The organism is Methylophilus sp. 'Pure River' (assembly GCF_046765995.1).
Lineage (GTDB): Bacteria > Pseudomonadota > Gammaproteobacteria > Burkholderiales > Methylophilaceae > Methylophilus.
Genome location: NZ_JBKOUE010000003.1, coordinates 237019 through 262177, shown reverse-complemented (window position 1 = coordinate 262177; position 25159 = coordinate 237019). Strand labels below are relative to the sequence as shown.

Genomic DNA, 25159 nt, shown 5'->3' with positions numbered 1-25159 from the left:
TTACATCGGCGTAGCCGTTATACTGTTGCGCTTTCAACGGATGAGTGTCGCATGGACTGGATACAGTTATTTATTGAGCAATATGCGCTGTTTTGCCTGATCGGCGTGGTGGTCGGCGTATTGTCTGGGTTGCTTGGCATTGGTGGCGGCATTGTGTTGGTGCCGATGTTGCATGCCATGCTGGTGGCCAAGGGCTTTTCGGCTGATGCAGCTTTTCATATGGCGCTGGCGACTTCGATGGCCTGCATCGTGTTTACTTCGCTTTCCAGTATCCTAGCGCATCATAAAAACCAGAACATCGTCTGGCCCTATGTCTGGGCCATGGTGCCGATGGCGTTTATCGGCTCTTTGCTGGCAACGCTGGTGGCGATTCACCTTGATGCGTTTTACTTGACGCTGTTTTTTGCCACGTTTACTTTTTTTGCGGCGATTCAGTTATTCCTGGATCGCAAACCCACCCAGCACAAAGTACCGGGCAAGGTGGAAATCAGCCTGGTGTCATTGTTGATCGGTGTGATCTCTGCGCTGGTGTCGATCGGTGGCGGCACGTTGACGGTGCCTTATCTGGCCATGCGTAATGTGTCGGTGAAGCAGGCGATCGGGACGTCGGCAGTGTTAGGCTTCCCGATCGCATTGGCGAGCACAGTGAGTTATCTGCAAGATGCGATGCGTCAGGCGGCACATGCGCCAGATTCGTTCGGCTTGCTCTATTTGCCTGCCATTATGCTGATTACCCCGCTCAGTGTGCTATTTGCCCCGGCAGGCGTGGCACTGACCAAGCGTTTGCCGGTCAAGGTATTAAAACGTATTTTTGCCGTCTTTTTGATGGGTGTGAGCCTCAATTTGCTGTGGTCGCAGTTGGCTTGAGTCTACTACTGCAGGCAATAAAAAACCGCCGTATTCTGGCGGTTTTTTATTCAATCTATCTGAATAGATAAGACGGATTATTTGTTCATGACGTACATCGTCACTTCAAAGCCAAAACGCATTTCAGTCGCAGCTGGTTTAGTCCACATGATAGTCTCCTTTGGTTGTTTGGTAGTACATCGTGCTTGATGTACTTGTATGACTGTCACTATACGCCAGTGTTTCAAAACCACCCTGAAGCCAATCCGTAAAAACAGCTCATGATTTTACGTAGTTTTTGCTGGATGATTTTTGTTGTCGTTGTGCGCTGGCAGCGTAAAATGAGCTGGCACAACAAATCGAAAAACGAGGATGTGACATGATGCAGCGCTTGCCCCGCTGGGTAGAATTGGGCGGATTTTTACTGGCCATGAATGCGGGCTTCGTGAATGCCGTTGGCGTGCTGGGATTTCGTCATCAGGCAGTGTCGCACCTGACCGGCATTTCTACTTTTTTCTCAATTGAAATCATGCAAGGGGACGTCTTGCAAGTGCTGCATTTGCTGTGCGTGATGCTCTTTTTTGTGCTGGGCGCGATCATCAGTGGCATGGTCATTGGTCATGAGGCACTCAAGCTGGGCAGGCAATATCATCTTGCGCTGTGGATAGAGGCGGGGTTGCTCACGGTGGCTGTGTTGTTGCTCAATCAGGGCTGGCTCAGCGGCCAGTGGCTGGCTTCCGCCGCTTGTGGATTGCAAAATGCGATGACCAGCACCTTTAGCGGGGCGGTGGTGCGCACAACGCATGTGTCTGGATTGTTTACGGATATCGGCATTGCATTCGGCCTGCGCTTGCGTGGTCAAGCAGTTGATAAAAGACGGCTAATGCTTTACTTAATCCTGATTGGCGGTTTTGTCACTGGCGGCGTGCTAGGTGCTTATGCTTTTATGCAGCAGCAATTTAACGCCTTATGGTGGCCAGTGTGTCATCTCGTCGGCTTATCGGCGTTGTATTTCGGTATTGGCCATCGCGCCCGATAAACCATGCATGTTTGACCAACCATCACATAAAACTGTCACCGATTTGTAATACAATCAAGTTTAGAGTTTTTAACATTTCAAGAAGCCAAGGCCATGTCGATTCAAACTGTCGCAACACATCCTTTTTCTGATCAAAAACCCGGTACTTCTGGCTTGCGTAAAAAAGTACGCGTGTTCCAGCAAGCCCATTACCTGCAAAACTTTGTGCAGAGTATTTTTGATACGCTGGATATTCCCGCAAAGGCTACCCTGACGCTGGGAGGCGACGGCCGCTTTTTTAATAAAGAGGCCATTCAGGTGATTATTAAAATGGCGGCAGCCAATGGTTTTGCCAAAGTGCTGGTGGGGCAAAACGGCATCCTGTCCACGCCTGCCGCCTCTCACATCATTCGTAAATACCAGACCTTTGGCGGCATTATCCTCTCTGCAAGCCATAACCCGGCCGGGCCTGATGATGATTTTGGCATCAAATACAACACCAGCAACGGTGGACCGGCACCAGAAAAAATCACCGATGCCATTTTTGCTAATAGCAAACAGATTACACAATACAAACTGGCCGATTTGCCCGAGGTGGACTTGTCCAGCATAGGCGTGACCACACTGGATGGTTTTGAAGTTGAAGTGATTGACTCGGTGGCTGACTACGCTGACCTAATGCAAAGCATGTTTGACTTTGCCGCGATTAAACGCTGGCTGGCCGCAGGCCATAAGCTGCAATTTGATGCCATGCATGCCGTGACCGGGCCTTATGCCAAGGTCATTTTAGATGAGCGCCTGGGTGCACCGGCCAGCAGCCTGATGAACTGCGAGGTCTCAGAAACCTTTGGTGGCGGCCATCCGGACCCTAACCTTACCTATGCCGAAGACCTGGTGAAGATTGCCTACGGCACGCAAGCGCCTGATTTTTCGGCGGCGTCTGATGGCGATGGCGACCGCAACATGATCCTGGGCAACCACTTTTTTGTCACCCCTTCTGATAGCCTGGCGTTGATTGCGGCAAACGCCAAACTGATTCCGGCCTATGCCCAAGGTTTGTCCGGCGTGGCGCGCTCCATGCCGACCAGTGGTGCGGTTGACCGCGTGGCGGCTAAACTGGGCATTGATTGCTACGAAACGCCTACCGGCTGGAAGTTTTTTGGCAACCTGATGGATGCTGGTCGCGTGACCTTGTGTGGCGAAGAAAGCTTTGGCACGGGCAGCGACCATGTGCGTGAAAAAGATGGCTTGTGGGCAGTGTTGTGCTGGCTCAATCTGCTGGCTGTGACTGGCGAGAGCGTCGAGTCCCTGGTGCGTAAACACTGGCAAACTTATGGCCGCAATGTCTATTCGCGTCACGACTATGAAGGCGTACCCACCGAGCAGGCCAATGCTGTGATTGCCCATATCAAGGCGCAATTTTCCAGCCTGCCAGGGCAAGTGTTTGGCAGTTATACCGTGAAAACAGTCGATGATTTTAGCTATACGGATCCTGTTGATGGTTCGGTCAGCACTGGTCAGGGACTGCGTATCTTGTTCGCCTGCGGCTCGCGTGTGGTCATTCGTTTGTCGGGCACGGGCACTGAAGGGGCAACCATTCGTGTCTACCTCGAAGCCTTTACTGAAGATGCCGCGCAGCAGCAGTTGGATGCACAAGAGGCGTTGGCAGAGTTGATTGCCGTGTCACACCAGATTTCGCAACTGCCGCCACTCACTGGCAGGCAACAGCCAACCGTGATCACGTAAAAACAATAGAATAGCCGCGGGGAAATGGCTGCATGACCATGATAAAAAAAAGTATTCTTTGCCCGGTGGTGTTGTCCGCAGGCTTGCTGGCCTGCGGCGTCAACCCGGTGACGAAAGAACGCGAGTTCCAGTTTGTCTCGCAAGACAAAGAGATTCAACTGGGCCAGCAAAATTATAGCCCTGCACGCCAGTCGCAAGGCGGTGATTACACCTTGGATGCAGAACTGACACGCTATGTGCAGCAAGTGGGGCAAAAACTGGCGGCGGTCTCTGACCGACCGGATTTACCTTATGAGTTTGTGGTGCTGAATGATTCGGTACCGAATGCCTGGGCGATGCCGGGCGGCAAAATCGCTTTTAACCGTGGCTTGCTTTACGAGTTGCACAGTGAGGCTGAGTTAGCTGCCGTGCTAGGCCATGAAATTGTGCATGCGGCGGCGCGTCACGGTGCCAAAGGCATGGAGCGTGGCATGTTTATGCAAGGCGCTATGCTGGCGGTGGGACTGGCTACGCGTGATTCTAATTATGCCAACCTGGTCGTCGGTGGCGCGCAGCTGGGCGGGCAGTTAATTACCAGTAAATATGGCCGCGATGCTGAGTCAGAGTCTGACCACTATGGCATGAAGTATATGAAACTGGCAGGCTATGACCCGGCTGCGGCCGTCACCTTGCAAGAGACGTTTGTACGCCTGAGCGAAGGCAAGCGGCAAGACTTTATTTCCGGCCTGTTTGCCAGCCATCCGCCGTCACAAGAGCGTGTGGATGATAACAAGAAAACGCTGGCAGAATTGGGCGCTGGCGGCGAGATGGGTAAAGACGTTTATGCACAAAAAGTCGCCAAACTCATGGCGACGCGTGAAGCCTATAAAGCCTACGACGAAGGCAAGGAAGCATTGCAAAAAGGCGATGCCGAAAAGGCCAAAACGTTGGCCAAAAAAGCGATCAGTATCGAGCCGCACGAGGCGCGCTTTCAGGAGTTGTTGGGTGATATTGCCTTGACCAAGAAAAACACCACGGAAGCGCTGGCCTTTTACGACAAGGCGATTCAGATGCAGCCTGACTACTTCAAGCCCTACGTGCAAAGCGGGATTGCCTTGTTTAATGATGGCAAAAAAGCGCAAGCCGAGCCTTTCCTGAAAAAAGCCAATGCCTTGCTGCCAACCGCCCCTGGCTATGCCTTGCTTGGCCAGATTGCCGAAGGCCGCGGCGAGACCTCGTTGGCTTTGCAGCACTACCAACTCGCTGCCAGTTCGGATTCCGAGATCGGTAAAGAGGCCGCTGGCCGTGCCATGCGCATAGATTTACCACGCAACCCCGCGCGCTACCTGCCTTCTGGCCCGTTGGCAGATAACACTGGCATGGTGTATGCCGCGGTGCAGAACAATAGCAGCGTGCAGGTTGGCCGAGTGCAGGTGCGTATGTTGCAATACGATAACCGCGGGCGGTTGGTTGACCAGACGCGATCCATGCTGATTACGGGCGGTATCGCACCGGGCAAACGCGGCTCGGTGGCGACTGGCGTGCGTATCCAGGACCAGGCGGCATTGCAATTCTTCCGCGTCGTGGTTGAAGGTGCTGAGCTGGCAAATTAATAATTAAACAACGATAGTGCGCGATGGCTACCCAAGATACCTGCTGTTCTGTTTCCCCTTATTTTGAGATTCACCCTGGCAAAGCCGCTGCTTTTCGCGCCATCTGTGAGAAGTATGTGGAGTGGTCAGCGCGCGAGTCTGGCTGTTTGTATTATGGCTTTAGTTTTGATGGCGACCTCGCGCATTGCCGCGAAGGCTTTGAGAATGCGGCAGCCTTGTTAGCCCATCTTGAAAACCTGCGCCCGATTTTGCATGAGATGAGCGAGGTGTCTACGCTGGTGCGCATCGAAGTGCATGGGCCTGAGGCGGAATTGGCGACATTACGTGCGCCACTGGCCGGAATGAATCCGCAGTGGTTTGTGCTGGAATATGGCGTCAGGCGCTAGCTGTGTGCAACGCATGGCTTTGCTACGCAAAATCTGCTAATGTGGCGCCGGATTGGATTAACCAATCTTTACTTAATAATTTGAAAGAATAAGAATGAATATCAAAAGAAGCGTTGCCAGCGCCCTGTTAGTGGCGTTAGCGATGACTGCGGCTGGTTGCTCAACCATGCAAGATGTGGTCAAAGTGAAACAAAGCGGTGCCGAAGGCACTACCAAGAACTATGCCGTAACAGAAGCGCAAGCTTGGGAAATTGCAAAAACCGTCTTCAGATGGGAAGGTGCGGATGCGATTGAGGAGCATAGAGACCAGCACTATATGCTCACCAGCAGTGGCGTGAACCTGGTTTCCTGGGGGGCAGTCATGGGTGCCTGGGTGGAGCCAGTGAAAGACGACGACACCAAGGTCACTGTCGTGACCAAGCGCCGCGTCACGGTGAATGTCGCCACAACCTTAACTGAAACGACGTTCCATAAACGGTTTGCTCAGGCGGTGGCCATTGTCAAGCAAGGGAAACCATTACCAGCTGAGGCACCATAATCGCCGGCGCGTGGGCAACCCGTGTGCTCACGCGTACTACTCACCATCCCGTATCGTCATTACCCCACGATACAACCTCACATCCATTCTGCCTAAAAAGCTCATGCCAAGCAGGGCATCGCCTTCCAGCCCCGGTGAAATCGTCGCAGCGACATCATGCGCAACCACACCACCCAATTGCACAGTTTTCAACCGCACCAGGTAAGACACCGCATTGCCGTTGGCAGTGTGCGTGTTAATGGCATCGCGGCTGACCAGGCCCAAACGGTCAGCGACACTTTGCGAAATGGCTACGCCAGTGGCGCCAGTATCGACCAGCACGCGCACACGTTCGCCGTTAATCAGGGCTTCGGCGCTGTAGTGGCCGTCAGGGCCGCGTTTAAGGCTGACGACTTGTTGCTGACCGATTTGTTCCAGGGTGTTCGGGTGCTGCACGCGGTCGACCAAAAACCAGACCAACGCGGCAAGACCCAGCCAGATCAGTGTGTAAAGCAGGCCGCGCCCGCGAGAGTAGAGTCGTTGTGTGGCATATCGCATGCTCATTCAATGGTGGCTTAAAACGGAATTTTCAAGTCAGGATTGGCACGGCTGATGACTTGTTTAAATGTTTGTTGAATGCGAGTTAATGCGGCGTCGCTATCCGCTTCAAAACGTAGCGTGAGTACGGGCGTGGTATTGGATGCGCGCACCAGGCCAAAGCCATCGGCATATTCCACACGTAGGCCATCAATGGTGATGATTTCAATCGCATCCGCAAATTGAGCCGATTGTTGCAACGTGGCAATCAAGGCGTGCGGTTCGCCTTCTTGCATGGCAATTTGCAGTTCGGGGGTGTTGACACTATCGGGCAGCGCTTCGAGCATGGCGCTGGCATCCGGGCTGCGGCTGATGATTTCCAACAGTCTGGCGGCACTATACAGGCCGTCATCAAAGCCAAACCAGCGTGGCTTACCTTGCTTGGCATCATTAAAAAACAGGTGGCCGGAAAGCTCACCGCCGATAGCGGCGCCGGTTTCCTTGATTTTGGCTTTCATCAGCGAGTGGCCGGTTTTCCAGATCACCGGTTTGCCGCCGTGCTCGCGTATAAACGGTGATAAATGACGCGTGGATTTCACATCAAACACTACTTTGCTGCCTGGCTGTTGTTGCAGCACGTCTTCAACAAACAACATGAGTTGACGATCGCTGCGGATAATCTGGCCGGACTTGGTGACCACGCCCAGACGGTCGCCGTCACCATCAAAGGCAATGCCGATTTCTGCTTCGCCAGCCTGTAACGTGTGTATCACATCTTGCAGGTTCTTGGCCTCAACCGGGTCCGGGTGGTGGTTGGGAAAGTGGCCATCCACCTCGCAAAACAAGGATTCCACTTCGCAGCCCAGGGCTTTAAATAAGGCCGGTGCATAAGCACCAGCGACGCCATTGCCACAGTCAATCACTACGCGCATGGGGCGCGCGAGCTGGATGTCTGACACAATGGCTTCTTGATAGGCTGGAAGAATATCGTGAAACGATTGCTTGCCTGGCTGGGACCTCTGAGTGAACTGCTGCTGGATAATCGATTGCTTGAGTGCCTGGATAGCTTCGCTGCTGAGGGTTTCGCCCGCAACCACCATTTTGAGGCCGTTGTATGCTGGCGGATTATGGCTGCCGGTGATCATGACGCCACTGCTGGTCTGCGTTAAGTAGTGCGCCGCAAAATACAGCATCGGGGTGGTGACCATGCCTAAGGCTATGACATTGATCCCCGTTTCTACGAGGCCTGTTGTAAGGGCGGCGGCCAGGGTGGGGCTGGATAAACGGCCATCGTAGCCAACAGACAGGCTGTGCTCGCCGCGCTCTTGTGCCAGTGTGCCTAGTGCCAGTCCGATCTGGCACACAATGTCTTCTGTCAGCGTCTCACCGACGATGCCGCGTATATCGTAGGCTTTGAAAATAGACGCTGGCAGGAAAGTGGTCATTTACTCGGCTTCCTCAATCCAGGCCAGTTGAATCGCCTCGAGGATTTTTTCGCCACAATGGGCTGGGTCGTCATTAAAGCCATCCAGTTCCAATACCCATTGCATCAGGTCGGTAAAGCGAATGGTTTTTGGGTCCACCTCGGGGAATTTGTCATACAGGTCTTCAGCAATACGCTGGCTATCGGTCCATTTCATTACAATCGGCTCCAGTATTTAAGGGTGTGTTTATATCTTCATTATAACTGACAGCAGCAATCGCTTTGACAGAATCGGCCTACACGCGTGTCAGCCTCGGAGGACTAGCCAGGCCAGCTTATCATTGTCATCATGACAAGCTATGAATGAGACGGAAATAACAACAAAAAAATCTGCAGCGGTCACCAGGTGGGTCGCCGGGACCTTGCTTGTGCTGGTGTTGGCCGTGATTGCCTGTGAAATCGCCGGGTGGCCGTTTCTGCGTCAGCCGTTGCAACAATTGCTGCAAGATAAATTGCACCGTTCAGTCGTGATTGAGCGCCCGTTTCGCTTGCAATTGCTGGGAGGTATCCGCTTGCAAGTCGGCGGGTTAAAACTATCGGCGCCAGAAGGCTTTGACGCGCCTTATTTTGTGGATGCACATGGTCTGGACCTGGCGTTGCGTTATCGCGATCTATGGACGCTCAAAGAAACCGATCCTTATCGCATTGAAGCGATTCGTGCGGATCAGCTGAATGCCTACCTGTTGCGCCGTGCAGACAGGCATGCAAGTTGGGCGTTTGAGCTAGATGACAGCGGCCCGCCACGGCCTTTTCCGCTGATTGAGCAGCTGGCGGTGAATCAGGGGCAGGCAAAAGTCGCTGACGCCGTCACAGATGCCCAACTGGCCGTGACTTTTTTTACCGAAGAAGGTGAACATCTTGCCACGCCGGAATCCCGCGTCAAGGTCAATGGCCAGTTTCGCAAGTTACCGATACTGGGCGAGCTCGTGACACAAGGCTTTTTGCCAGTAGCCACACAGGGCAGCAAGTCTCCGCCGATTAACTCTCAAGGCTGGTTGAAATATGGCGCTGTCAATGCACAGTTTCGTGGTGCGGTATATGACTTGTTCGGCACCCAGCGCGTGAAAGGCAGGGTGGAGGTCAAGGGTGGGTCGCTGGCCGATGTGGGCGATCTGCTTGACCTGACGTTGCCACGTACCGCTGCGTTTAAAGTCAGTGCCGACATTGAAAAAGGCACTGATCAATGGCAAGTGAATATTCTTTCTGCGCACATTGGGCGTAGCCGTTTATCCGGGCAGTTTGTGTATGACTTTGCCCCTGAAACACCCATGTTGCGCGGGAAATTGCAAGGTACGCTACTTATGCTGGCTGATTTGGCTCCCGCCTTTGGCGCAACTCAGGGTAAAGCGCATCCAGGCAAACTCTTTCCGGACGAGTCACTCGATTTCACTACTTATGGCCGCATGAATGCAGATATTGATGTGCATCTGGATGCGGTGGATTTAGGCAATGCCTTTAAACAGCGGATTTCACCTTTGAAGTTGCGCCTGACCCTGCTTAAACACAAATTAAGCCTGGCTGAACTCGAAGCCAGTACCGCACAAGGTACGCTCACAGGCGCCCTGAGTATCGATGCGCATGATGCCAGCAATACTGACTTATCACCACCGCCAGCACCCGAGTGGGATATCCAGTTGGCGGTGCGCGATATCCGTTTGGAGCAATGGCTGAAAGTGACGCCTGACACTAAAAAGTCATCAGACAAGCAACCGTCAGCCAACGCGGCACCGGCGTATATTTCAGGCAAGTTAAATGGCAAGGCCAGCTTGCAAGGACGTGGCCGCTCCACGGCGGCTTTGCTTAAGTCGCTAGATGGTCAGTTGGCACTCATGGTGCGCGAAGGCGAGATTTCACACCTGGTGGTGGAAGCGGCAGGCCTGGATATTGCGCAAGCCGTGGGCGTGCTGATGAAAGGCGATCAACCTTTACCCATGCAATGTGCGGCCATGGGCTGGCATGCCAAGCAGGGCGTGCTGACGCCAGAGGCTGCCATTATCGATACGCCGGTGACCACCGTGAACGTACTCGGTGATGTTAATTTGGGCCAGGAACAGCTTAACCTCAAGCTGCAAGCCAGCCCGAAAAACTTCTCACCATTAACGGTGCGCTCGCCCATCCTGGTCACCGGGCCGTTTGTCGATCCCAAGGTATCGCTGAGCCCAGGGCCGATTGCCGCGCGTGTTGCAGGTGGGGTGCTGTTGGCGTTGATTAACCCATTTGCGGTGATACTGCCTTTTCTTGATCCTGGCAGTGCGTCAGATACGGCAGATCAAGGTTGCCAGAAAACGCTGCAACAACTGAAAGCGCGCAAGCATTAAAGGCCTATTGTGGGCGATGACAAAAAAAGAACCCAACCGAAGTTGGGTTTAGGGAGCGATTTTGGAGATATACGCTTACGGTTATTAATTAGCATAAGTTGTGCCAAGTTTAATAATCCTATTTAAATCATATAGATAGTTTGTTTTTGTGTTTTTTCGGTCTGCTGCCAGTTCAGCAACTGTTGGATTGTGTGCACTTATTTGGTGCAGTTGTTGCCTTGTTGGCGCACTGAATGATTGCATCCACTCTCTTGTGACTTGATGATGCAGTGTTTGAGCACAAAACCGGGGCGTCTTTGTCTGTGTGATGCTAAAGATGCATGCAGGGGTCGCCTCATGGTAAAATCACGCTTTATTTTTGTGAATACGGAAACTTGATCGTCATGTTTAGCTTTTCAAGAAACTTAAGCGTTGCAGACCCGGCGTTGGCCACAATGATTTCTTCTGAAGTAGAGCGTCAGCATCAGCATATCGAGCTGATTGCTTCAGAAAACTATACCAGCCCAGCGGTGATGGAAGCACAAGGCTCGCAACTGACTAACAAGTATGCAGAAGGTTATCCAGGCAAGCGTTTCTATGGCGGCTGTGAGTTTGTTGACCAAGTCGAGCAGTTGGCGATTGACCGCCTGAAAGCGCTCTACGGTGCCGAGTATGCCAACGTACAGCCACACTCCGGTTCACAAGCTAACCAGGCTGTGTATTTCTCCATCCTGAAACCAGGCGATACCGTGATGGGGATGAACCTGGGCCACGGTGGTCACTTGACTCATGGTTCCCCGGCCAACCTGTCCGGTAAGTTGTTCAACATTGTGCCTTACGGTCTGAACGACAAAGAGGAAATTGACTACGACGAGATGGAGCGTATTGCTATCGAGTGCAAACCAAAGTTGCTGATTGGCGGCGCGTCTGCTTACGCCCTGCGTTTTGACTGGGCACGTATGGCCGAAATCGCTAAAAAAGTGGGTGCTTATTTCATGGTCGACATGGCGCACTACTCAGGTTTGATCGCCGCTGGTGTGTACCCTAACCCGGTGCCACATGCTGACTTCGTGACTTCTACTACGCACAAGACTCTGCGCGGCCCACGTGGCGGTATCATCATGGCTAAAGCCGAGTTTGAAAAATCCATCAACTCCAACGTGTTCCCAAGCTTGCAAGGTGGTCCGTTGATGCATGTCATCGCCGGTAAAGCGACTGCTTTCCTCGAAGCCGCACAGCCTGAGTTCAAGGTTTATCAAGAACAAGTGTTGAAAAACGCCAGCGTGATGGCCAAAACCCTGGCGGCACGTGGCCTGCGCATTATCTCTGGTCGTACTGAGTCACATGTGTTTTTGGTAGACCTGCGTCCTAAAGGTTTGACCGGTAAAGCAGCTGATGCATTCCTGGGCCAGGCGCATATTACCGTGAATAAAAACGCGATCCCTAACGATCCTGAGAGCCCATTCGTGACTTCCGGTATCCGCATCGGTTCACCAGCGATTACCACCCGTGGCTTTAAAGAAGCTGAGGCCGAGCAAGTGGCTAACCTGATCGCCGACGTGCTGGACAACCCTGAAAATGCAGAAGTGATTGCAACGGTGAAAGCCAAAGTACACGCCTTGACTGACAAATTCCCGGTGTACGGCAAGTAATTTCTACGGCCGTTTTTAGCCATGAAATGTCCTTTTTGCGGTGCTGATGATACGCAGGTGGTGGATTCCCGACTCAATGAGGAGGGAAACTCTATCCGCAGGCGTCGTCGTTGTCAGGTCTGCGATAAGCGCTTTACCACCTATGAAACGGCAGAGTTGCATTTGCCGCAGGTGGTGAAGCAAAATGGCACACGCGAAGAGTTCAAGCGCGAAAAATTGCGCGTGTCATTTACGCGCGCGTTGCACAAACGTCCGGTGCCGACCGAATATGTGGATAAGGCGATGGACAGAATTATTCAAAAAGTACTCGGTTTGGGCGTACGCGAAGTGCCTGCGCGCCTGCTGGGTGAAACCGTGATGCAAGAGTTAAAACAAATGGATCAGGTGGCGTATATCCGCTTTGCTTCTGTGTATAGAAGCTTTTCGGACGTGGATGATTTCCATAACGCTATCCGTGACCTGGATGTAACCGATAGCGATACATAATCCGAAAGGTGGCGGGGGGCATGAAACTGATCAAGTTGTCTGCAATTGCGTTAGCGGTATTCACTGTCATTCTCACCATTGTGTTTTTTACCTGGTGGGCATTTAAAGACCAGGCGGTGTTTGGCAGTGACAAGTTTGACCAGACACGCTGGATGGAGCTTGCCAATACGGTGCAAAAAGAATGTCGCCGCGGTGACATGGCCTACGACCTGAAAAATCACATCCTTATCCGTGGCGCTAAAAAAGAAGCCGTCATGGCGTTGCTGGGGCGTCCTAGCCTGGAAGACGCTAATGCGCTGGAGTACGACCTTGGTAAGTGCATGCATGTTTACCATGCCCTGCGCATTTATTTTGACCAGGATGGGCGCTTAACCCATAGCCAGATTTCTTCCCACTAAGCGTCCGGCCTGTTAAGCGTAAGCAGGTGACAGAACTGTCGTTTGTGTTGTCGCTTGATAACGCTTACGGAATGTTTGCATAAAGTCAGCCAGCTGTTCAGCGGCTGCTATCTCCAGGCCGTTATAAATTGATGCACGGATACCGCCTATGCTGCGGTGACCATTCAAACCTGAAAAGCCTGCCTGTTGTGCGGCCTGCAAAAAGGCTTGCTCAATCTCGGTGTTGGGCAAATTAAACACCACATTCATCTTCGATCGGTCTGCAACGGCGGCGCGACCACGGTAGAAGTCGGCGTGGTCATCCAGTACCTGATACAAACAGTGCGCTTTTTGCTGATTGCGTTTGGCGATGTTGTCTAAACCACCGATTTCGTCCCGTAACCAGCGCGTGACCAGCAAGACGCTATAAATCGCAAACACTGGCGGTGTGTTGTAGATTGAATGCGCATCGGCTTGCGCGTGATAGTTGATAAAGCCAGGCAGGTCATCTGGCAGGCTATTCATAAAGTCATCCCGCAAAATCACCATGGTGACCCCGGCCGGGCCGATGTTTTTCTGTGCATGGGCGTAGATCATGGCGTAGCGGTTAAAGTCTCCAGGTGTCGATAACAGGTCTGAGGACATATCACAGATGCGCGGCACATCGTCACGGCCAGGCACGCGATGAAATTGCAGGCCCTCTACCGTTTCGTTGGAAATGTAGTGAAAATACGCAGCGTCTTTAGATAACTGTAATTCGGCATCGCTGGGCAGGCGGCTAAACTGGTCCGCTTTACCACTCCAGGCCAGTTGTAACTGGCCGGATTTCTCCGCCTCATGAATGGCCTTGCCGCTCCAGTAACCGCTGTGAATATAATCGGCAGATTGCCCATTGCGCAGCAAATTCATTGGCAACATGGAGAATTGCTGCGTGGCACCGCCTTGCATCATCAGCACGCGTGTGGATGCTGGCAAGCCCATGAGTTGGCGCATATTATCTTCCAACTCATGCACCACTTGCGCAAACCATTCAGAGCGGTGGCTGATACCCAGAATCGACAGGCCGACTTCTGGTACACAGAGCATGGCAGTATGCAGTTGTTGCAATACGCTCTCGGGCAACGCCCCCGGGCCGCCAGAAAAATTCAGTTGATTGGCACTCAGTTTCATCATGCGCTCTCCAGTAAAGGTTGCGGCTGTAATGCATATAAATATTGCTCAAAGGCCTGTTGTAGCTTGGCGATTTGCCCCGCTTTAAACGGGAACAGGCTGGCGGAGTCCATGGCATGGACTGCCATGATGTGGTCAATCTCGAATACCAGCAATTTACCGTCTTTGGTTTCTGCGCAATCGATACACAGATAGTCGAGTTGCAGGCGCTGGTAAATTGCGGCCAGTGCTGACTGGTGGCGGGCAGCAAAGCTGGCAAAGTTCTGCATAAACGCGCCTTCTTCGGCACGTTTGTCGGCAGAGTCATACATGCCTGCATTCACGTAATGCACCATCCAGTCGCTGGAGATTGCCATATGGCAGATAAACGGCTGGCCGCGCAGCATGGCAACGCGGTATTTGCGGAACTGGCCATCCTGGCTGCTGTAATCGACAAAGCGCGATACAAAAAACGCCGTGCTTTGCACCTGTTTTAAATAATCCGCCAGCTCGGCTGCCTGTGTAATTCTCGCCAGGTCGTTACCGGCTTGTGAGCCGACCGGACGAATAATCAAGGGCAAGCTGGGCAGCGTATCGTGGTCGGTTGCCTCTGCGGGACGTTGCATGCTTAAACGCGTAACGACCTGGCTACGGGTCAATCGGTGCGTGCGTGGCATATCCAGGCCGGAGATACCTTGTAGCAGCTCACTCAACTGGTCACGGTTGACGTTGGGCAGCAGGTGTGGCGGGTTAATCACTGGCCGTGTGTGGTCAAGCAGGCAGGCTTGTACCGCCAGTAGCAAGGCGCGGTTGGCCTGGCTATCTGAGAGTGCGACCATCACCGCATCGTGTTCAGGCATGGGGGATGGCAAGGGCTGCTCGACGGATGCGTAGTAATACAGGAGTTCTACCGGGCTGTTTTCCAGTAAGCAATCAATCGGTGTGTTTTCAGATAAATCGTCTGGTGTCATGATCATGAGCAGGCGGAAGCGTGGCGGCTGACAGTTTGCCGGGCGGCGATAGAGCCGTTGCAAGGACAAAGCCTGTTCCTGGATCGCCAGGCCCATGTCACGCATTTTGAGGCATAAAAAGCCGGTGGCCAGGTTCATCCACAAAATGGCATTCTCCTGGTCCTGATTGGCTTGTACCAACAGTGATTGCGCATGCGACCGCAAATCTGCACCGCTCAGGCTCATGCGCAGAAAGGGTGCCAGCCCCTGGAACGTATGGCTGGCGTTATTGTGCGCCAATGCTTCAAGTAGATTGCGCATATAACGCTTTTTTTCGCTGGCACGGGCCGACGCCCAGAAGTCATCACTGCGATAGACCGGATTGCCGTCTATCGTCACCTGCATGTGGTAAGGCTGTCCCAGTAATTCTGTATGCACATAGGTGGCAAAGCACTCGGCAAAGTCTTCTTGTACATCCATGCTGGCGTATAAGGTGGGAAACGATGTTCTCGCCAGGTCACGGTATAAGTCCAATGCCTGGCTGGCATGCAGGGTCGGCTGGCGATAGAAGCTGATCTTCTCACGATGAGGGAAGTTCTGTTCTGGCCGGATCGCCTTGCTACCACTGGTTTGCCAGCTCAGTTTGCTAAAGTGGCCCGCCAGCTTAGGTAATGAGAATGACCAGTCCTGAGGACAGAGGTCGGTCATGGTGGCCAATATGTGGCCGAATTCATGCAATAGCAGAAAACGCAGTGCCTGTATGCGATGGTCGTTTTCCGGCGTTGCGATTTCTACGCTGATTTGCACCTGCGTGTCTGCAATGAACGCTGAATTTTCTTTCCAGCTGGCCCAGGCGTTGGCCGATGGTTGGCTAAATGCCTGGCTGTCGAGCACAATCACAAAGCCAATATTGTTACTACCGTCCCCCAACGCGACCATGTCAGTAAAACCGGAGGCATCCAGGCCTTTTGCAAAGAAAATGCCCAGTATGGATTTACCCAGCGTATCCAGCAGGCTCTCAGGGAGCGGCGCCAGTGCCTGCGCGAGGGTATCCTGCCAGTCTTTGTGTGGGGCTAGGCTGACCGTCTCTGGTAATCCGTGCGTGCGGCCATACTCGGATAAGAAATCCTGCAAGTCTGCGGTGGGCGGGGTCAGGCGTGTATGCAGTGGTTGTGCATACAGGGCCAGCCATGGATTGGGATCGGCGATATAAATCATAGCCCAGTGTAGCGCCCTTACGCGCGCGGGCTAACCTTAAAAAAACTGGCAAATACCACTGTATTCGGCAGTTCGCACTTGGGCGTGATATCCCGTGCTGGAAATGAGGCTTATGTACAAAAAAACCGCAAGCACGGGATTTTTTGTATCATGGCAGTCTATGCAAGTGACCTCACAAGATATTGAATGGATGACGCGTGCGCTGCGGCTGGCTGCGCGCGGATTATATACAACGACTCCCAACCCGCGTGTAGGCTGCGTGATCGTCAACAACGGCCAGGTGGTCGGTGAGGGGGCGCATCTTAAAGCGGGTGAGCCGCATGCCGAAGTACATGCCTTGCGCGCGGCTGGTGAGCAGGCGCGTGGCGCGACGGCCTATGTGACACTGGAGCCGTGCAGTCACTTTGGTCGTACGCCGCCTTGTGCCGATGCGCTGGTCAATGCTGGCGTCAGTCGGGTGGTGGTGGCGATGCAGGATCCGAATCCGCTGGTAGCAGGCAATGGCATTGCCCGCTTGCAGGCGCAAGGGATTGCGGTGACTGTTGGGGTATGCGAAGCGCAAGCGCTCGCACTGAATCCCGGCTTTATATTGCGTATGACCCAGCAACGGCCTTATGTCCGTCTCAAGGTGGCGGCCAGCCTGGATGGCCGGACAGCACTGGCCAATGGCGACAGCCAATGGATCACTGCGCCTGCTGCCCGCCGCGACGTGCATCATTGGCGCGCACAAAGTTGTGCCATTGTCACCGGCATTGCCAGTATATTGAAGGATGATTCTTCCCTGACTGTACGTGAAGTCAAAACCCCAAGGCAACCTTTGCGCGTCATTGTCGATAGCCAGTTGCGGATCCCGATTGATGCCAAGGTGTTGCAGGATGGCAATGCGCTGGTGGCTTACGCGCAAGGCGATGCGGCCAAGCTGGAGGTGTTGCAGGTGATGGGCGTACGCACTTTGCATGCGCCCAATACAGCCGTGCCTGGCACGCAAGCACAGGTTGATCTGGCCATGTTGATGCAGGCTTTAACCGCATTGCCATGCAATGAGGTACTGATCGAGGCCGGGGCGACCTTGAATGGCGCGTTTCTGCAAAGTGGTTTTGTTGACGAATTATTGCTGTATTACGCGCCTAAGTTGATGGGTCATACTGCCCGCGGCATGTTTGCCCTGCCCGAGCTCACGCAGATGGCCGCGGTGCGTGATTTGCATATTCTCGATGTACGCCAGTTTGGCCAGGATCTGCGTATCCAGGCTAAACTGCAACCTTAATCTTTTATGTTAATAGACACCCATTGCCATCTTGATGCCAGCGAGTTCGATGTAGATCGCGACCAAGTGTGGCAAGAAGCGCAAGCACAAGGCGTGCGTGCCGTGGTGATTCCCGCCGTCACGCAGACAACGTTTCAACCGATCATGCAGTGGTGCGCACAACACCCGCAGGCAGGCTTTGCGCTGGGCTGGCATCCCATGTATGTCGCGCAAGCGTCGGATGACGCCTTGCAGCAATTGCAGGAGATCGTGGCGGAGGTACTGGCCGGGCCGCAGGCGCATCAATTATTGGCGATTGGTGAGATCGGCCTTGATTTTTACCTGACGCGTGAGAATGAAGCTAAACAGATTGCTTTGTTTGAAGGGCAACTACAGATTGCTAAACAATTTGAGTTACCCGTCATCCTGCATGTGCGTAGCGCGATAGACCATATCCTTAAATACCTGCGCAAGCATCGCGTACATGGCGGCATTGCCCATGCATTTAATGGCAGCATGCAGCAAGCGGCGGTTTTTGGGCAGTTGGGATTCAAACTAGGCTTCGGTGGGGCCATGACCTGGCCACGCGCATTAAAAATCCGGCAACTGGCCGCTGAATTGCCGCTGGAACTGCTGGTTTTGGAGACGGATGCGCCTGATATTCCTCCGGTTTGGATCGGTTACCAGGGGCGAAACAGCCCTGTTCAATTAAAAAGAATAGCGGAGGAATTGTGCCTAATTCGTGGCTTGGAAACTTCGCAACTCATTGAAATGATAGGCAAAAATTCTACGCAAGTTTTACCGAAATTGGCCCATTTATGCACATGACTTAAAGTGACACATTAAGAATGTGTCGAAAGTGTTTCAATTATAGTGGTGCGTTGTAAGTTATTGATTTTATTGAATAAAAAAATAGATTAAAAAATGAACTTTTGGAAAAAGTCCTTTTAAATTGGTAAGTTACGGAATTAAGACACAGCAATCCACAAAGTTATCCACAGATTTTGTGGATGGAAAAATACGGTGTTTGTCCTACAGGAAAAGCAAGGCCTTTTACAACTTTTACAATTAATGGCTACTCGTCAGCAGATTTCTTTTTATGCGTATCAAACAACAACATTTTCGTACCATCTGGCAACAAGCGGAGGCCGTCTGCCTAATTGATCAGACCCGCTTACCGTTTGAGTTTGTGACGGTGGAAGTGACTACCCTGGCGCAAATGTGTCATGCCATTCGCAGTATGCAAGTGCGGGGTGCACCTTTGATTGGCGCTGCCGCTGCTTACGGCGTTGCGCTAGGCGTTCAGCAAACCGCCAGTGATGCACAGGTGCAGAATGTGGTCACGCAATTGTGTGCTACCCGGCCAACGGCAGTAAATTTGGCGTGGGCGGCGCAACGCATGCAGCAAGCCTTGCTGGCCTTACCAGAGTCTGCCCGCGCGGTGGCGGCCTGGCAGCTGGCGCAAGCGATTGCCGATGAAGATGTGACACAGAACCTGGCGCTGGGTCAGCATGGTAAAGCGCTTATTGCCGCCAGGGGCTCGGTTAATCCGCAGCAGATCGTGAATATCCTCACCCATTGCAATGCTGGCTGGCTGGCCACTGTGGACGGTGGTACCGCACTGGCACCGATTTATGCGGCACATGATGCGGGCCTCAAGGTGCATGTCTGGGTAGATGAAACGCGGCCACGTAACCAGGGGGCGAGTTTAACTGCCTGGGAACTGGCGCAACATGGCGTGCCGCATACGGTGATTGCCGATAATGCCGGCGGGCATTTAATGCAGCACGGCCAGGTGGATATGGTGATTGTGGGCGCGGACCGTGTGACACGTGAGGGTGACGTGTGCAACAAGATTGGTACTTATTTAAAGGCACTGGCTGCTTTTGACCAGAAGGTGCCTTTTTATGCAGCTGTGCCTACGCCGACTATCGATTGGCAACTGGCACGTGGTGCGGATATTGAAATTGAAATGCGCGACGCAGACGAGGTGTCGTATATGCAAGGACAGGGGGCGGATGGGCAGGTACAACGCATACGCGTGATGCCGCATGAAAGCACAGCGCTCAATCCGGCGTTTGATGTCACACCTGCCCGGCTGGTCACTGGCATCATTACTGAACGCGGCGTGTTTACGCCAGCCCAGTTACACACGCTGGCCGTTTAAAGGGAAACAATGTCTATCTCAACAATGACCACCGCCACGCCCGCACAACAATTATTGCAGATCGCCCAGCAGATGGTGCACACCGGACTCAACAAGGGCACTTCTGGTAATGCCAGTATCCGGCTGGACGATGGTTTCTTGATTACCCCCTCAGGCGTGCCTGCCGAACAGCTCAATACACAAAGCATGGTGTATATGGATTGGACGGGACAGGCGGAGGCTGGTAAAAAGCCTTCTAGTGAGTGGTTTTTTCACCGCGACATTTTGCAGTCACGTCCTGAGGTAAATGCGGTAGTGCATTGTCATAGCATGTTTGCTACCACCATTGCCTGTATGGCGCGTGATGTGCCGCCGTTTCATTATATGATTGCCACGGTGGGTGGCGACAACATCCGCTGCGCGCCTTATGCCTTGTTTGGCACGCAGGCACTATCCGATGTGGCAGTGAGTGCATTACATGACCGCAAAGCCTGTTTGCTGGCACACCATGGCATGATTGCTTTAGGTAAAAACTTGCCGCAGGCGCTGGCTATCGCGGTTGAGGTAGAGAATTTGTGCGAGCAGTATTGGCGCTTATTGCAACTTGGGGAGCCTGCGTTGTTAACGCCTGAGCAGATGCGTGAGGTGGACGCCCAGTTTAAAGGCTATGGCCAGTGGGGCAAGTAGGGCAGGTAGGCCTACAACTTGGGAAACAACGCCAAGGTGCTCAAACGCAATAAGTATGTTGGATCACATATAAACACATTGTTTTCTATGGCCAGAATGGCCTCCGGTGGCGCATAGCACTTGAGCAGCACGCCACCAGACTCTACTGCATTAAGGCCTTTGGCATAAGTGGTTGCAATGTCTTCAGAGGTGGTCCAGCAAAAGCCGATCTGGTCGTTGTCAAATAAAAACCAGCTTTCGCCACGGTACACGGTGTAGCCATCGCCATGGGCGCCGGGCAAGGCGCGTTTAAGTACTTTTAGCACCAGGGCGTCGTCTTTTATTTTGGCGCGCAGGTCACCGCCGTATTGCGCCCATAGGCTTGCAATCTGCTTTTTTTGAAACACGCTGTCGTCTTTGAGACTGGCCATGTAGTCAAAGGTGTCATGCCAGAGCAAGGCATCCACGGCATTGACATATGCCCCCAGGCAAAACTGCCTGGCGAGCGATTGCGCGGTGTGTTTCATGTTATGGCTGAGGACTGGCTATCCATTCGCCATCCACCAGTTTTTCCTGTGGTTGGAACTGCTGTTTATAGGCCATTTTCTGGCTGTCGGCGATCCAGTAGCCCAGATACAAATAGGGCAGGCCTAGCTGTTTGGCCCAGGCAATTTGCCACAGGATACTATAAGTGCCATAGCTAGCTTTATCGGCCGTGTCGTAAAAGGTGTAGACCGCAGACAAACCATCCGCCACGATGTCGATCACACTGACCATTTTGAGTGCGCCGTAGGCATCGCGGAACTCAACCATAATGCTTTCCACATTACTCTGACACAAAAACTGCTGGTACTGCGCGGCCTCGTCCTCAAGGTCTGCAATATGGTCTGGGCCGTGGTGATGGCGCTGTTGCTGGTAAGCCTGGTAAAGCGCGAAGTGTTCAGCATCGTAATTGGCTTCAACAATCGTCACTTGCAGGTCAGCATGTTTTTTAAAGGCGCGTTGCTGGCTACGCGTGATTTGAAAAGTGTTGACCGGCAAGCGTACTGAAATGCAGGCGTTGCAGTGTTCGCAGTGCGGACGGTAGGCAAATTTACCACTGCGTCTGAACCCTTGCTGGATCAGGCCGCTATAGACTGGCCCGTCGACCAGGTTTTGCGGGGTGGCAATCAGGCTTTGTGCCAGTTTTTTGGGCAGGTAGCCACACGGATAGGCCGTGGTGACATAAAACTGCAGCTTTTGCAGCGGAGCATCATTAGGTAACGTCATATTGCACCAAATCGTTCAATTGCGCGATAAACCGGTCTCGGGGGATTTCATACGCGCCAAAGCTTGCCAGCAGCGGCGTATGCATCTGACAATCAATCATACCGACTTGTTGCGCGTTTAACCATTGCACCAAGTGGGCAAATGCCACTTTAGAGGCATTGCTGACATGATGAAACATGCTTTCGCCATAAAACATGCGGCCAATTTTCACGCCGTAGCATCCACCCACCAACTGATCATCTTGCCAGGCCTCTACGCTATGCGCATAGCCCAACGCATGCAATCTCTGATAAGCGGCAATTATATCGTCAGAGATCCAGGTGCCGGGTTGCCCGGGCCGTGGCGTAGCTGCGCAGGCGCTGATGACGCTATTGAAGGCAGTATTAAAGCGGATCTCGAACGGTTGTTGCTGAATAATCTTGCGTAATGAGCGGCTGATATTCAGTTCTTCAGGAAACAAGACCATGCGTGGGTCAGGGCTCCACCACAGAATCGGTTCGCCAGGGCTAAACCAGGGGAATATCCCTTGCCGGTAAGCAACCAGTAACCTGTCTGCGGTTAAGTCGCCGCCAATGGCAATGAGTCCATTGGGCTCGGTCAATGCCTGCTGCAATGGCGGAAAAGGCGTTTTTGTGTCCAGAATGAGTACTGGCCCGCCCGGCAGCGGGTAGTAGTGTTCGTGCATAAACGTCAGTTAAATTGGTAAGGGTCGTGCTTGCCTGCCCATTCTATAACCTTGTTGCCCGGCATGCCACGCGAAATACCAAAGCCTTGTGCATAATCGCAGCCTAATTCCGCCAGTAGCTGCGCCTGCTCTGCTTTTTCTACCCCTTCTGCTACTACTTTACGGCCAAACTCGCGACAAAGCATGACCACGCCTCGAATCACCGCTAGGTCTTCCTGGTTGCTCAGCATGTTGTGTATAAAAGACTGGTCGATTTTGATGATATCAACCGGCAGGCGGCGTAAATAAATCAGTGAAGAGTAGCCGGAGCCAAAGTCATCAATTGAAAAAGCCACGCCCAGCGACTGGCATTGTTGAATGACACGGTTGACGCGGGCAAAGTCACTGATGGCGGCGCTTTCGGTGATCTCGATATGCAGTTGCTGCGGTTTGATATTGGGGTATTTTTTAAACAGGCTGGCCAGGTGGTCGCTGAACTGTTTATGCATTAAATGTTGTGCGGCAATATTCACTGAAATTTGCGTGTGCAAGCCATGCGCCTGCCATTCCGTGAGTTGCCGCAAGCTCTCTTCAATCACCCAGTTGCCAATATCGATAATCAGGCTGGTATGCTCGACCGCGTTGAGAAAGTCATTCGGATAAAGCAGGCCACGCAAGGGGTGTTGCCAGCGTAACAAGGCTTCAAAGCAAAACAGTTTGCCTGATTGCATGCACACCTGCGGTTGGTAAACCAGTTTGATATGACTGTTCTGGATGCCATTCAGCAGGTCGCGTAACAGCAGTTGCTGTTGTTGCGACTGTTGTGCCGAGGCCAGGTCAAACAGGTGGAACTGGTGCCCGCCATGCGTTTTGGCATGGTACATGGCATGGTCGGCATGGCGCAGCAGGGTATCGGGCGGATTGTGGTCAATCGGGTAGAGCGTGTAACCGATGCTGGCGGAAATCGAGAACTTGAATTTATCAATCGCAAACGGCTTTTCAATCGCCGCCAGCAGTTTTTTGAGTAAGCGCGTGTATTCGGTTTGTGTACGACCACCGCACAATAACATGGCAAACTCATCGCCACCCAGGCGGGCCAGCGTATCTTGCGGTTTTAGGATGCTGTTCAGACGGCTGGCCAGTTGCATGAGTAGCTTGTCACCAAACTCGTGACCATACTGGTCATTCACAATTTTAAAGTCATCGAGGTCTATATAGCAGATGGCGACTAGTGACTGCTGGCGCTCGGCTTCCAGCAGGGCTTGCTGCAAACGGCTGGAAAACAGCACGCGGTTGGGCAACTGCGTTAATACATCGTGATACGCCAGGTGTTCCAGCATGTTTTGCTGCTCTTTGGCGCGGGTAATGTCCGAGAATAAGCCGACATAATGCTGGAATTCGCCGGCCTGATTCATCACCGGCGACAACTCCAGCTCTACCAGGTAGTCGTGCCCCTGGTGATGACGGTTCCACACTTCGCCTTGCCATTCTTGAAAGGCCTGCGCACCTTCATACAAGGTTTGAAAGAAATCCGGTTGCTCGCAGGCAATGCCCAGGGCGGTCGGGGATTGGCCAATGGCCTCTGCCTGCGTATAGCCGGTGACGACACTGAAAGAGGGGTTGCATTGCACAATCAGACCATGTTCATCGGTAATGAAAATGGCGTCATGCGCATGGTCAAACACACTCGCAGAGACTTTGAGCCGGTTGGCACTGGCTTGTATCTGGCTCACCATTTCACGCAGACGGCGCCGCATTTTGACCATGTTGGCGATCAGGGTGTCCGGCGTGGCTGTAATATGGTCTTCAGCAAAATCGCCACTTTCAATGCGCATCAGCAGCAGTTTTGCCGTTTCCGGCTCACCACCCAGGGGGTTCAAAACAAAACGCTGCAAGCCGCTGATGACCACCATTAACACCACTAGCGTCAGGATCAGTGCAATGATCATGACCGGTGACAGCGCGCCCAGCGCCGACCAGTAAGCCTCATTGATGGGATACAGGATGTTGATCTGGAAATCCCATTCCGGCACTTCTTTGCTGACTTTTTTCCAGCGCTGCTGCTTGTCTTCCATGGCGTCTAGCGCCTGCTGCTTGCTGATGCCACCGGTGAGGAAACGAATCTTGCCACGGCCATCGGTAATGGCAACGAAGCCTTTTTCTAAAAAACCCCATTGGCGGATTGCCTGGTCAATGGCGTTAAAATCCAGTTTGTAACCAACATACCAGGCGCCAATCAAACGACCCTGGTCGTCGTGCATGGGTTCGTAGCGTGACAGATAGGCCTCGCCCAGGATATCAACCACGCCGTAGAAGGTTTCGTTCTTTTGCAGCTTTTCAATCACCTTGCCATAGGGGTTCAGTTCGGTGCCAAAAGCATTGCTGCCATCGGCTTTTTTTACATTGGTGGCAATACGTAGAAACTGCTGGCCGCGTTTGACAAAAATGGTGGCAGTGCCACTGCCGATGCGGGTAACAGAGTCGACCAGGATGGTCCTGCCGGTTTGCGGGCTGTCGCCAAAGCGCAGGTTAGGCACCTGTGTCCCCAGCATATCGGTGACGCCGTGAATATTGGGCTGGCCTTCAACCGAGGCATATTGTTTCAGCAGCGCCATGCTGGAAAGCACATGTTCACTGACCAGTGTTCTGGCGGTGACTAACAGGTTGGCGAGTTTTTGTGTTTCCTCGTTGGCCTTGGTTTCAATATTGTTCAGGTGATGATTGAAAATAAAGGCAAATGAAATGAACCCGATTAACAGGCCAAAGGCTGCCAAGGGTAATAAAATCTTTTTAAATAGCGTGTAATGCTTCATTGTTAATTTAATAATTATTATGTAAAAAAATACCCCACTCTTGATCATGGTTATACAGGGCTTTAACAACTGCCGCAATCATAAATACACCTGTTAACGGC

General features: G+C 52.7%; 25 protein-coding genes. 14 read left to right on the top strand and 11 right to left on the bottom strand.

All coding sequences use genetic code 11. The annotated features are described in order from the left end of the window. Nucleotides 1-51: 51 nt before the first annotated feature. Nucleotides 52-867 (top strand): sulfite exporter TauE/SafE family protein, encoded by an 816-nt coding sequence (locus ACIDE9_RS05010; RefSeq protein WP_411993192.1) that lies wholly within the window; start codon nucleotides 52-54, stop codon nucleotides 865-867. Between the two features lie 77 nt (nucleotides 868-944). Here the strand turns inward: ACIDE9_RS05010 and pqqA are convergent, their stop codons facing one another. Then, nucleotides 945-1016, bottom strand: a complete 72-nt coding sequence (gene pqqA / locus ACIDE9_RS05005) for a pyrroloquinoline quinone precursor peptide PqqA (RefSeq protein ID WP_081624291.1) — start codon at nucleotides 1014-1016, stop codon at nucleotides 945-947. 209 nt (nucleotides 1017-1225) lie between these two features. On the opposite strand from pqqA, the gene ACIDE9_RS05000 reads away from it, so the two are divergent. The 5 genes from ACIDE9_RS05000 to ACIDE9_RS04980 all read left to right on the top strand — a co-directional run bounded on the left by ACIDE9_RS05000 (nucleotide 1226) and on the right by ACIDE9_RS04980 (nucleotide 6126). Next, on the top strand, nucleotides 1226-1885 hold the full coding sequence (locus ACIDE9_RS05000) for a YoaK family protein (RefSeq protein WP_411993190.1): 660 nt from the start codon (nucleotides 1226-1228) through the stop codon (nucleotides 1883-1885). 93 nt (nucleotides 1886-1978) lie between these two features. Further along, a complete protein-coding gene (locus ACIDE9_RS04995) occupies nucleotides 1979-3610 on the top strand; it encodes an alpha-D-glucose phosphate-specific phosphoglucomutase (RefSeq protein WP_411993188.1) in 1632 nt (543 codons plus the stop codon). Between the two features lie 38 nt (nucleotides 3611-3648). Further along, nucleotides 3649-5202, top strand: a complete 1554-nt coding sequence (locus ACIDE9_RS04990) for a M48 family metalloprotease (protein ID WP_411993308.1) — start codon at nucleotides 3649-3651, stop codon at nucleotides 5200-5202. A gap of 23 nt (nucleotides 5203-5225) precedes the next feature. Next, nucleotides 5226-5588: a putative quinol monooxygenase gene (locus ACIDE9_RS04985; RefSeq protein WP_411993186.1), complete on the top strand. Its 363-nt coding sequence runs from the start codon at nucleotides 5226-5228 to the stop codon at nucleotides 5586-5588. A 94-nt stretch (nucleotides 5589-5682) separates the two neighbouring features. Continuing rightward, entirely contained in the window at nucleotides 5683-6126 is a 444-nt protein-coding gene (locus ACIDE9_RS04980) for a hypothetical protein (protein WP_194753988.1), read from the top strand. A gap of 36 nt (nucleotides 6127-6162) precedes the next feature. On the opposite strand, the gene ACIDE9_RS04975 is transcribed toward ACIDE9_RS04980, so the two are convergent. The 3 genes from ACIDE9_RS04975 to iscX are packed head-to-tail and all read right to left on the bottom strand — an operon-like array spanning nucleotide 6163 to nucleotide 8282. Next, nucleotides 6163-6669: a TIGR02281 family clan AA aspartic protease gene (locus ACIDE9_RS04975; RefSeq protein WP_194753989.1), complete on the bottom strand. Its 507-nt coding sequence runs from the start codon at nucleotides 6667-6669 to the stop codon at nucleotides 6163-6165. An 11-nt stretch (nucleotides 6670-6680) separates the two neighbouring features. Then, a complete protein-coding gene (locus tag ACIDE9_RS04970; protein WP_411993183.1) occupies nucleotides 6681-8087 on the bottom strand; it encodes a phosphomannomutase/phosphoglucomutase in 1407 nt (468 codons plus the stop codon). After that, nucleotides 8088-8282 (bottom strand): Fe-S cluster assembly protein IscX, encoded by a 195-nt coding sequence (gene iscX / locus ACIDE9_RS04965; protein WP_194742671.1) that lies wholly within the window; start codon nucleotides 8280-8282, stop codon nucleotides 8088-8090. 142 nt (nucleotides 8283-8424) lie between these two features. Between iscX and ACIDE9_RS04960 the strand changes: the two genes are divergently transcribed. Further along, complete coding sequence (locus ACIDE9_RS04960; RefSeq protein WP_411993182.1) at nucleotides 8425-10443, top strand: AsmA family protein; 2019 nt, start codon at nucleotides 8425-8427, stop codon at nucleotides 10441-10443. Between the two features lie 84 nt (nucleotides 10444-10527). Here the strand turns inward: ACIDE9_RS04960 and ACIDE9_RS04955 are convergent, their stop codons facing one another. Continuing rightward, nucleotides 10528-10686, bottom strand: coding sequence for a hypothetical protein (locus tag ACIDE9_RS04955; protein ID WP_411993181.1), 159 nt, complete (start codon nucleotides 10684-10686; stop codon nucleotides 10528-10530). Between the two features lie 140 nt (nucleotides 10687-10826). Between ACIDE9_RS04955 and glyA the strand changes: the two genes are divergently transcribed. The 3 genes from glyA to ACIDE9_RS04940 are packed head-to-tail and all read left to right on the top strand — an operon-like array spanning nucleotide 10827 to nucleotide 12958. Then, nucleotides 10827-12074 (top strand): serine hydroxymethyltransferase, encoded by a 1248-nt coding sequence (gene glyA / locus ACIDE9_RS04950; RefSeq protein ID WP_194742669.1) that lies wholly within the window; start codon nucleotides 10827-10829, stop codon nucleotides 12072-12074. Nucleotides 12075-12095: 21 nt separating this feature from the next. Further along, complete coding sequence (gene nrdR / locus ACIDE9_RS04945) at nucleotides 12096-12560, top strand: transcriptional regulator NrdR (protein WP_411993180.1); 465 nt, start codon at nucleotides 12096-12098, stop codon at nucleotides 12558-12560. A gap of 20 nt (nucleotides 12561-12580) precedes the next feature. After that, nucleotides 12581-12958, top strand: coding sequence for a hypothetical protein (locus ACIDE9_RS04940; protein WP_024929304.1), 378 nt, complete (start codon nucleotides 12581-12583; stop codon nucleotides 12956-12958). 12 nt (nucleotides 12959-12970) lie between these two features. Here the strand turns inward: ACIDE9_RS04940 and ACIDE9_RS04935 are convergent, their stop codons facing one another. Both ACIDE9_RS04935 and ACIDE9_RS04930 read right to left on the bottom strand, forming a co-directional pair. Then, nucleotides 12971-14110 (bottom strand): phosphoserine transaminase, encoded by a 1140-nt coding sequence (locus ACIDE9_RS04935; protein WP_411993177.1) that lies wholly within the window; start codon nucleotides 14108-14110, stop codon nucleotides 12971-12973. Then, entirely contained in the window at nucleotides 14107-16254 is a 2148-nt protein-coding gene (locus tag ACIDE9_RS04930) for an ATP-grasp domain-containing protein (RefSeq protein ID WP_411993175.1), read from the bottom strand. Before ACIDE9_RS04930 ends, ACIDE9_RS04935 begins: the two co-directional genes overlap by 4 nt. 160 nt (nucleotides 16255-16414) lie before the next feature. On the opposite strand from ACIDE9_RS04930, the gene ribD reads away from it, so the two are divergent. From ribD to ACIDE9_RS04910, 4 genes are all read left to right on the top strand, one after another. Then, complete coding sequence (ribD, locus tag ACIDE9_RS04925; protein ID WP_411993173.1) at nucleotides 16415-17521, top strand: bifunctional diaminohydroxyphosphoribosylaminopyrimidine deaminase/5-amino-6-(5-phosphoribosylamino)uracil reductase RibD; 1107 nt, start codon at nucleotides 16415-16417, stop codon at nucleotides 17519-17521. Between the two features lie 6 nt (nucleotides 17522-17527). After that, nucleotides 17528-18328 (top strand): TatD family hydrolase, encoded by an 801-nt coding sequence (locus ACIDE9_RS04920; RefSeq protein WP_411993171.1) that lies wholly within the window; start codon nucleotides 17528-17530, stop codon nucleotides 18326-18328. A gap of 271 nt (nucleotides 18329-18599) precedes the next feature. Next, complete coding sequence (mtnA, locus tag ACIDE9_RS04915) at nucleotides 18600-19667, top strand: S-methyl-5-thioribose-1-phosphate isomerase (protein ID WP_411993169.1); 1068 nt, start codon at nucleotides 18600-18602, stop codon at nucleotides 19665-19667. A 24-nt stretch (nucleotides 19668-19691) separates the two neighbouring features. Then, nucleotides 19692-20333 (top strand): class II aldolase/adducin family protein, encoded by a 642-nt coding sequence (locus tag ACIDE9_RS04910; RefSeq protein WP_411993306.1) that lies wholly within the window; start codon nucleotides 19692-19694, stop codon nucleotides 20331-20333. Between the two features lie 11 nt (nucleotides 20334-20344). Here the strand turns inward: ACIDE9_RS04910 and ACIDE9_RS04905 are convergent, their stop codons facing one another. From ACIDE9_RS04905 to ACIDE9_RS04890, 4 genes are read right to left on the bottom strand one after another with little or no spacing between them, the layout of a single operon-like run. Continuing rightward, the gene (locus ACIDE9_RS04905; RefSeq protein WP_411993167.1) at nucleotides 20345-20839 is read right to left on the bottom strand and encodes a hypothetical protein; all 495 of its coding nucleotides are present in this window, start codon (nucleotides 20837-20839) and stop codon (nucleotides 20345-20347) included. Nucleotide 20840: 1 nt separating this feature from the next. Then, complete coding sequence (locus ACIDE9_RS04900) at nucleotides 20841-21581, bottom strand: arginyltransferase (protein WP_411993165.1); 741 nt, start codon at nucleotides 21579-21581, stop codon at nucleotides 20841-20843. Further along, the gene (gene aat, locus ACIDE9_RS04895) at nucleotides 21568-22266 is read right to left on the bottom strand and encodes a leucyl/phenylalanyl-tRNA--protein transferase (protein ID WP_411993163.1); all 699 of its coding nucleotides are present in this window, start codon (nucleotides 22264-22266) and stop codon (nucleotides 21568-21570) included. The genes ACIDE9_RS04900 and aat overlap by 14 nt, the downstream gene beginning before the upstream one ends. A gap of 5 nt (nucleotides 22267-22271) precedes the next feature. Next, nucleotides 22272-25058, bottom strand: coding sequence for an EAL domain-containing protein (locus ACIDE9_RS04890; RefSeq protein WP_411993161.1), 2787 nt, complete (start codon nucleotides 25056-25058; stop codon nucleotides 22272-22274). Between the last annotated feature and the right edge of the window lie 101 nt (nucleotides 25059-25159).

Bases quoted from the DNA above. Each gene is read 5' to 3' on its own strand.
- ACIDE9_RS05010 (WP_411993192.1), top strand. From the start codon at position 52: ATGGACTGGATACAGTTATTTATTGAGCAATATGCGCTGTTTTGCCTG.
- ACIDE9_RS05000 (WP_411993190.1), top strand. From the start codon at position 1,226: ATGATGCAGCGCTTGCCCCGCTGGGTAGAATTGGGCGGATTTTTACTG.
- ACIDE9_RS04995 (WP_411993188.1), top strand. From the start codon at position 1,979: ATGTCGATTCAAACTGTCGCAACACATCCTTTTTCTGATCAAAAACCC.
- ACIDE9_RS04990 (WP_411993308.1), top strand. From the start codon at position 3,649: ATGATAAAAAAAAGTATTCTTTGCCCGGTGGTGTTGTCCGCAGGCTTG.
- ACIDE9_RS04985 (WP_411993186.1), top strand. From the start codon at position 5,226: ATGGCTACCCAAGATACCTGCTGTTCTGTTTCCCCTTATTTTGAGATT.
- ACIDE9_RS04980 (WP_194753988.1), top strand. From the start codon at position 5,683: ATGAATATCAAAAGAAGCGTTGCCAGCGCCCTGTTAGTGGCGTTAGCG.
- ACIDE9_RS04975 (WP_194753989.1), bottom strand. From the start codon at position 6,669: ATGAGCATGCGATATGCCACACAACGACTCTACTCTCGCGGGCGCGGC.
- ACIDE9_RS04970 (WP_411993183.1), bottom strand. From the start codon at position 8,087: ATGACCACTTTCCTGCCAGCGTCTATTTTCAAAGCCTACGATATACGC.
- iscX (WP_194742671.1), bottom strand. From the start codon at position 8,282: ATGAAATGGACCGATAGCCAGCGTATTGCTGAAGACCTGTATGACAAA.
- ACIDE9_RS04960 (WP_411993182.1), top strand. From the start codon at position 8,425: ATGAATGAGACGGAAATAACAACAAAAAAATCTGCAGCGGTCACCAGG.
- ACIDE9_RS04955 (WP_411993181.1), bottom strand. From the start codon at position 10,686: ATGCAATCATTCAGTGCGCCAACAAGGCAACAACTGCACCAAATAAGT.
- glyA (WP_194742669.1), top strand. From the start codon at position 10,827: ATGTTTAGCTTTTCAAGAAACTTAAGCGTTGCAGACCCGGCGTTGGCC.
- nrdR (WP_411993180.1), top strand. From the start codon at position 12,096: ATGAAATGTCCTTTTTGCGGTGCTGATGATACGCAGGTGGTGGATTCC.
- ACIDE9_RS04940 (WP_024929304.1), top strand. From the start codon at position 12,581: ATGAAACTGATCAAGTTGTCTGCAATTGCGTTAGCGGTATTCACTGTC.
- ACIDE9_RS04935 (WP_411993177.1), bottom strand. From the start codon at position 14,110: ATGATGAAACTGAGTGCCAATCAACTGAATTTTTCTGGCGGCCCGGGG.
- ACIDE9_RS04930 (WP_411993175.1), bottom strand. From the start codon at position 16,254: ATGATTTATATCGCCGATCCCAATCCATGGCTGGCCCTGTATGCACAA.
- ribD (WP_411993173.1), top strand. From the start codon at position 16,415: ATGCAAGTGACCTCACAAGATATTGAATGGATGACGCGTGCGCTGCGG.
- ACIDE9_RS04920 (WP_411993171.1), top strand. From the start codon at position 17,528: ATGTTAATAGACACCCATTGCCATCTTGATGCCAGCGAGTTCGATGTA.
- mtnA (WP_411993169.1), top strand. From the start codon at position 18,600: ATGCGTATCAAACAACAACATTTTCGTACCATCTGGCAACAAGCGGAG.
- ACIDE9_RS04910 (WP_411993306.1), top strand. From the start codon at position 19,692: ATGACCACCGCCACGCCCGCACAACAATTATTGCAGATCGCCCAGCAG.
- ACIDE9_RS04905 (WP_411993167.1), bottom strand. From the start codon at position 20,839: ATGAAACACACCGCGCAATCGCTCGCCAGGCAGTTTTGCCTGGGGGCA.
- ACIDE9_RS04900 (WP_411993165.1), bottom strand. From the start codon at position 21,581: ATGACGTTACCTAATGATGCTCCGCTGCAAAAGCTGCAGTTTTATGTC.
- aat (WP_411993163.1), bottom strand. From the start codon at position 22,266: ATGCACGAACACTACTACCCGCTGCCGGGCGGGCCAGTACTCATTCTG.
- ACIDE9_RS04890 (WP_411993161.1), bottom strand. From the start codon at position 25,058: ATGAAGCATTACACGCTATTTAAAAAGATTTTATTACCCTTGGCAGCC.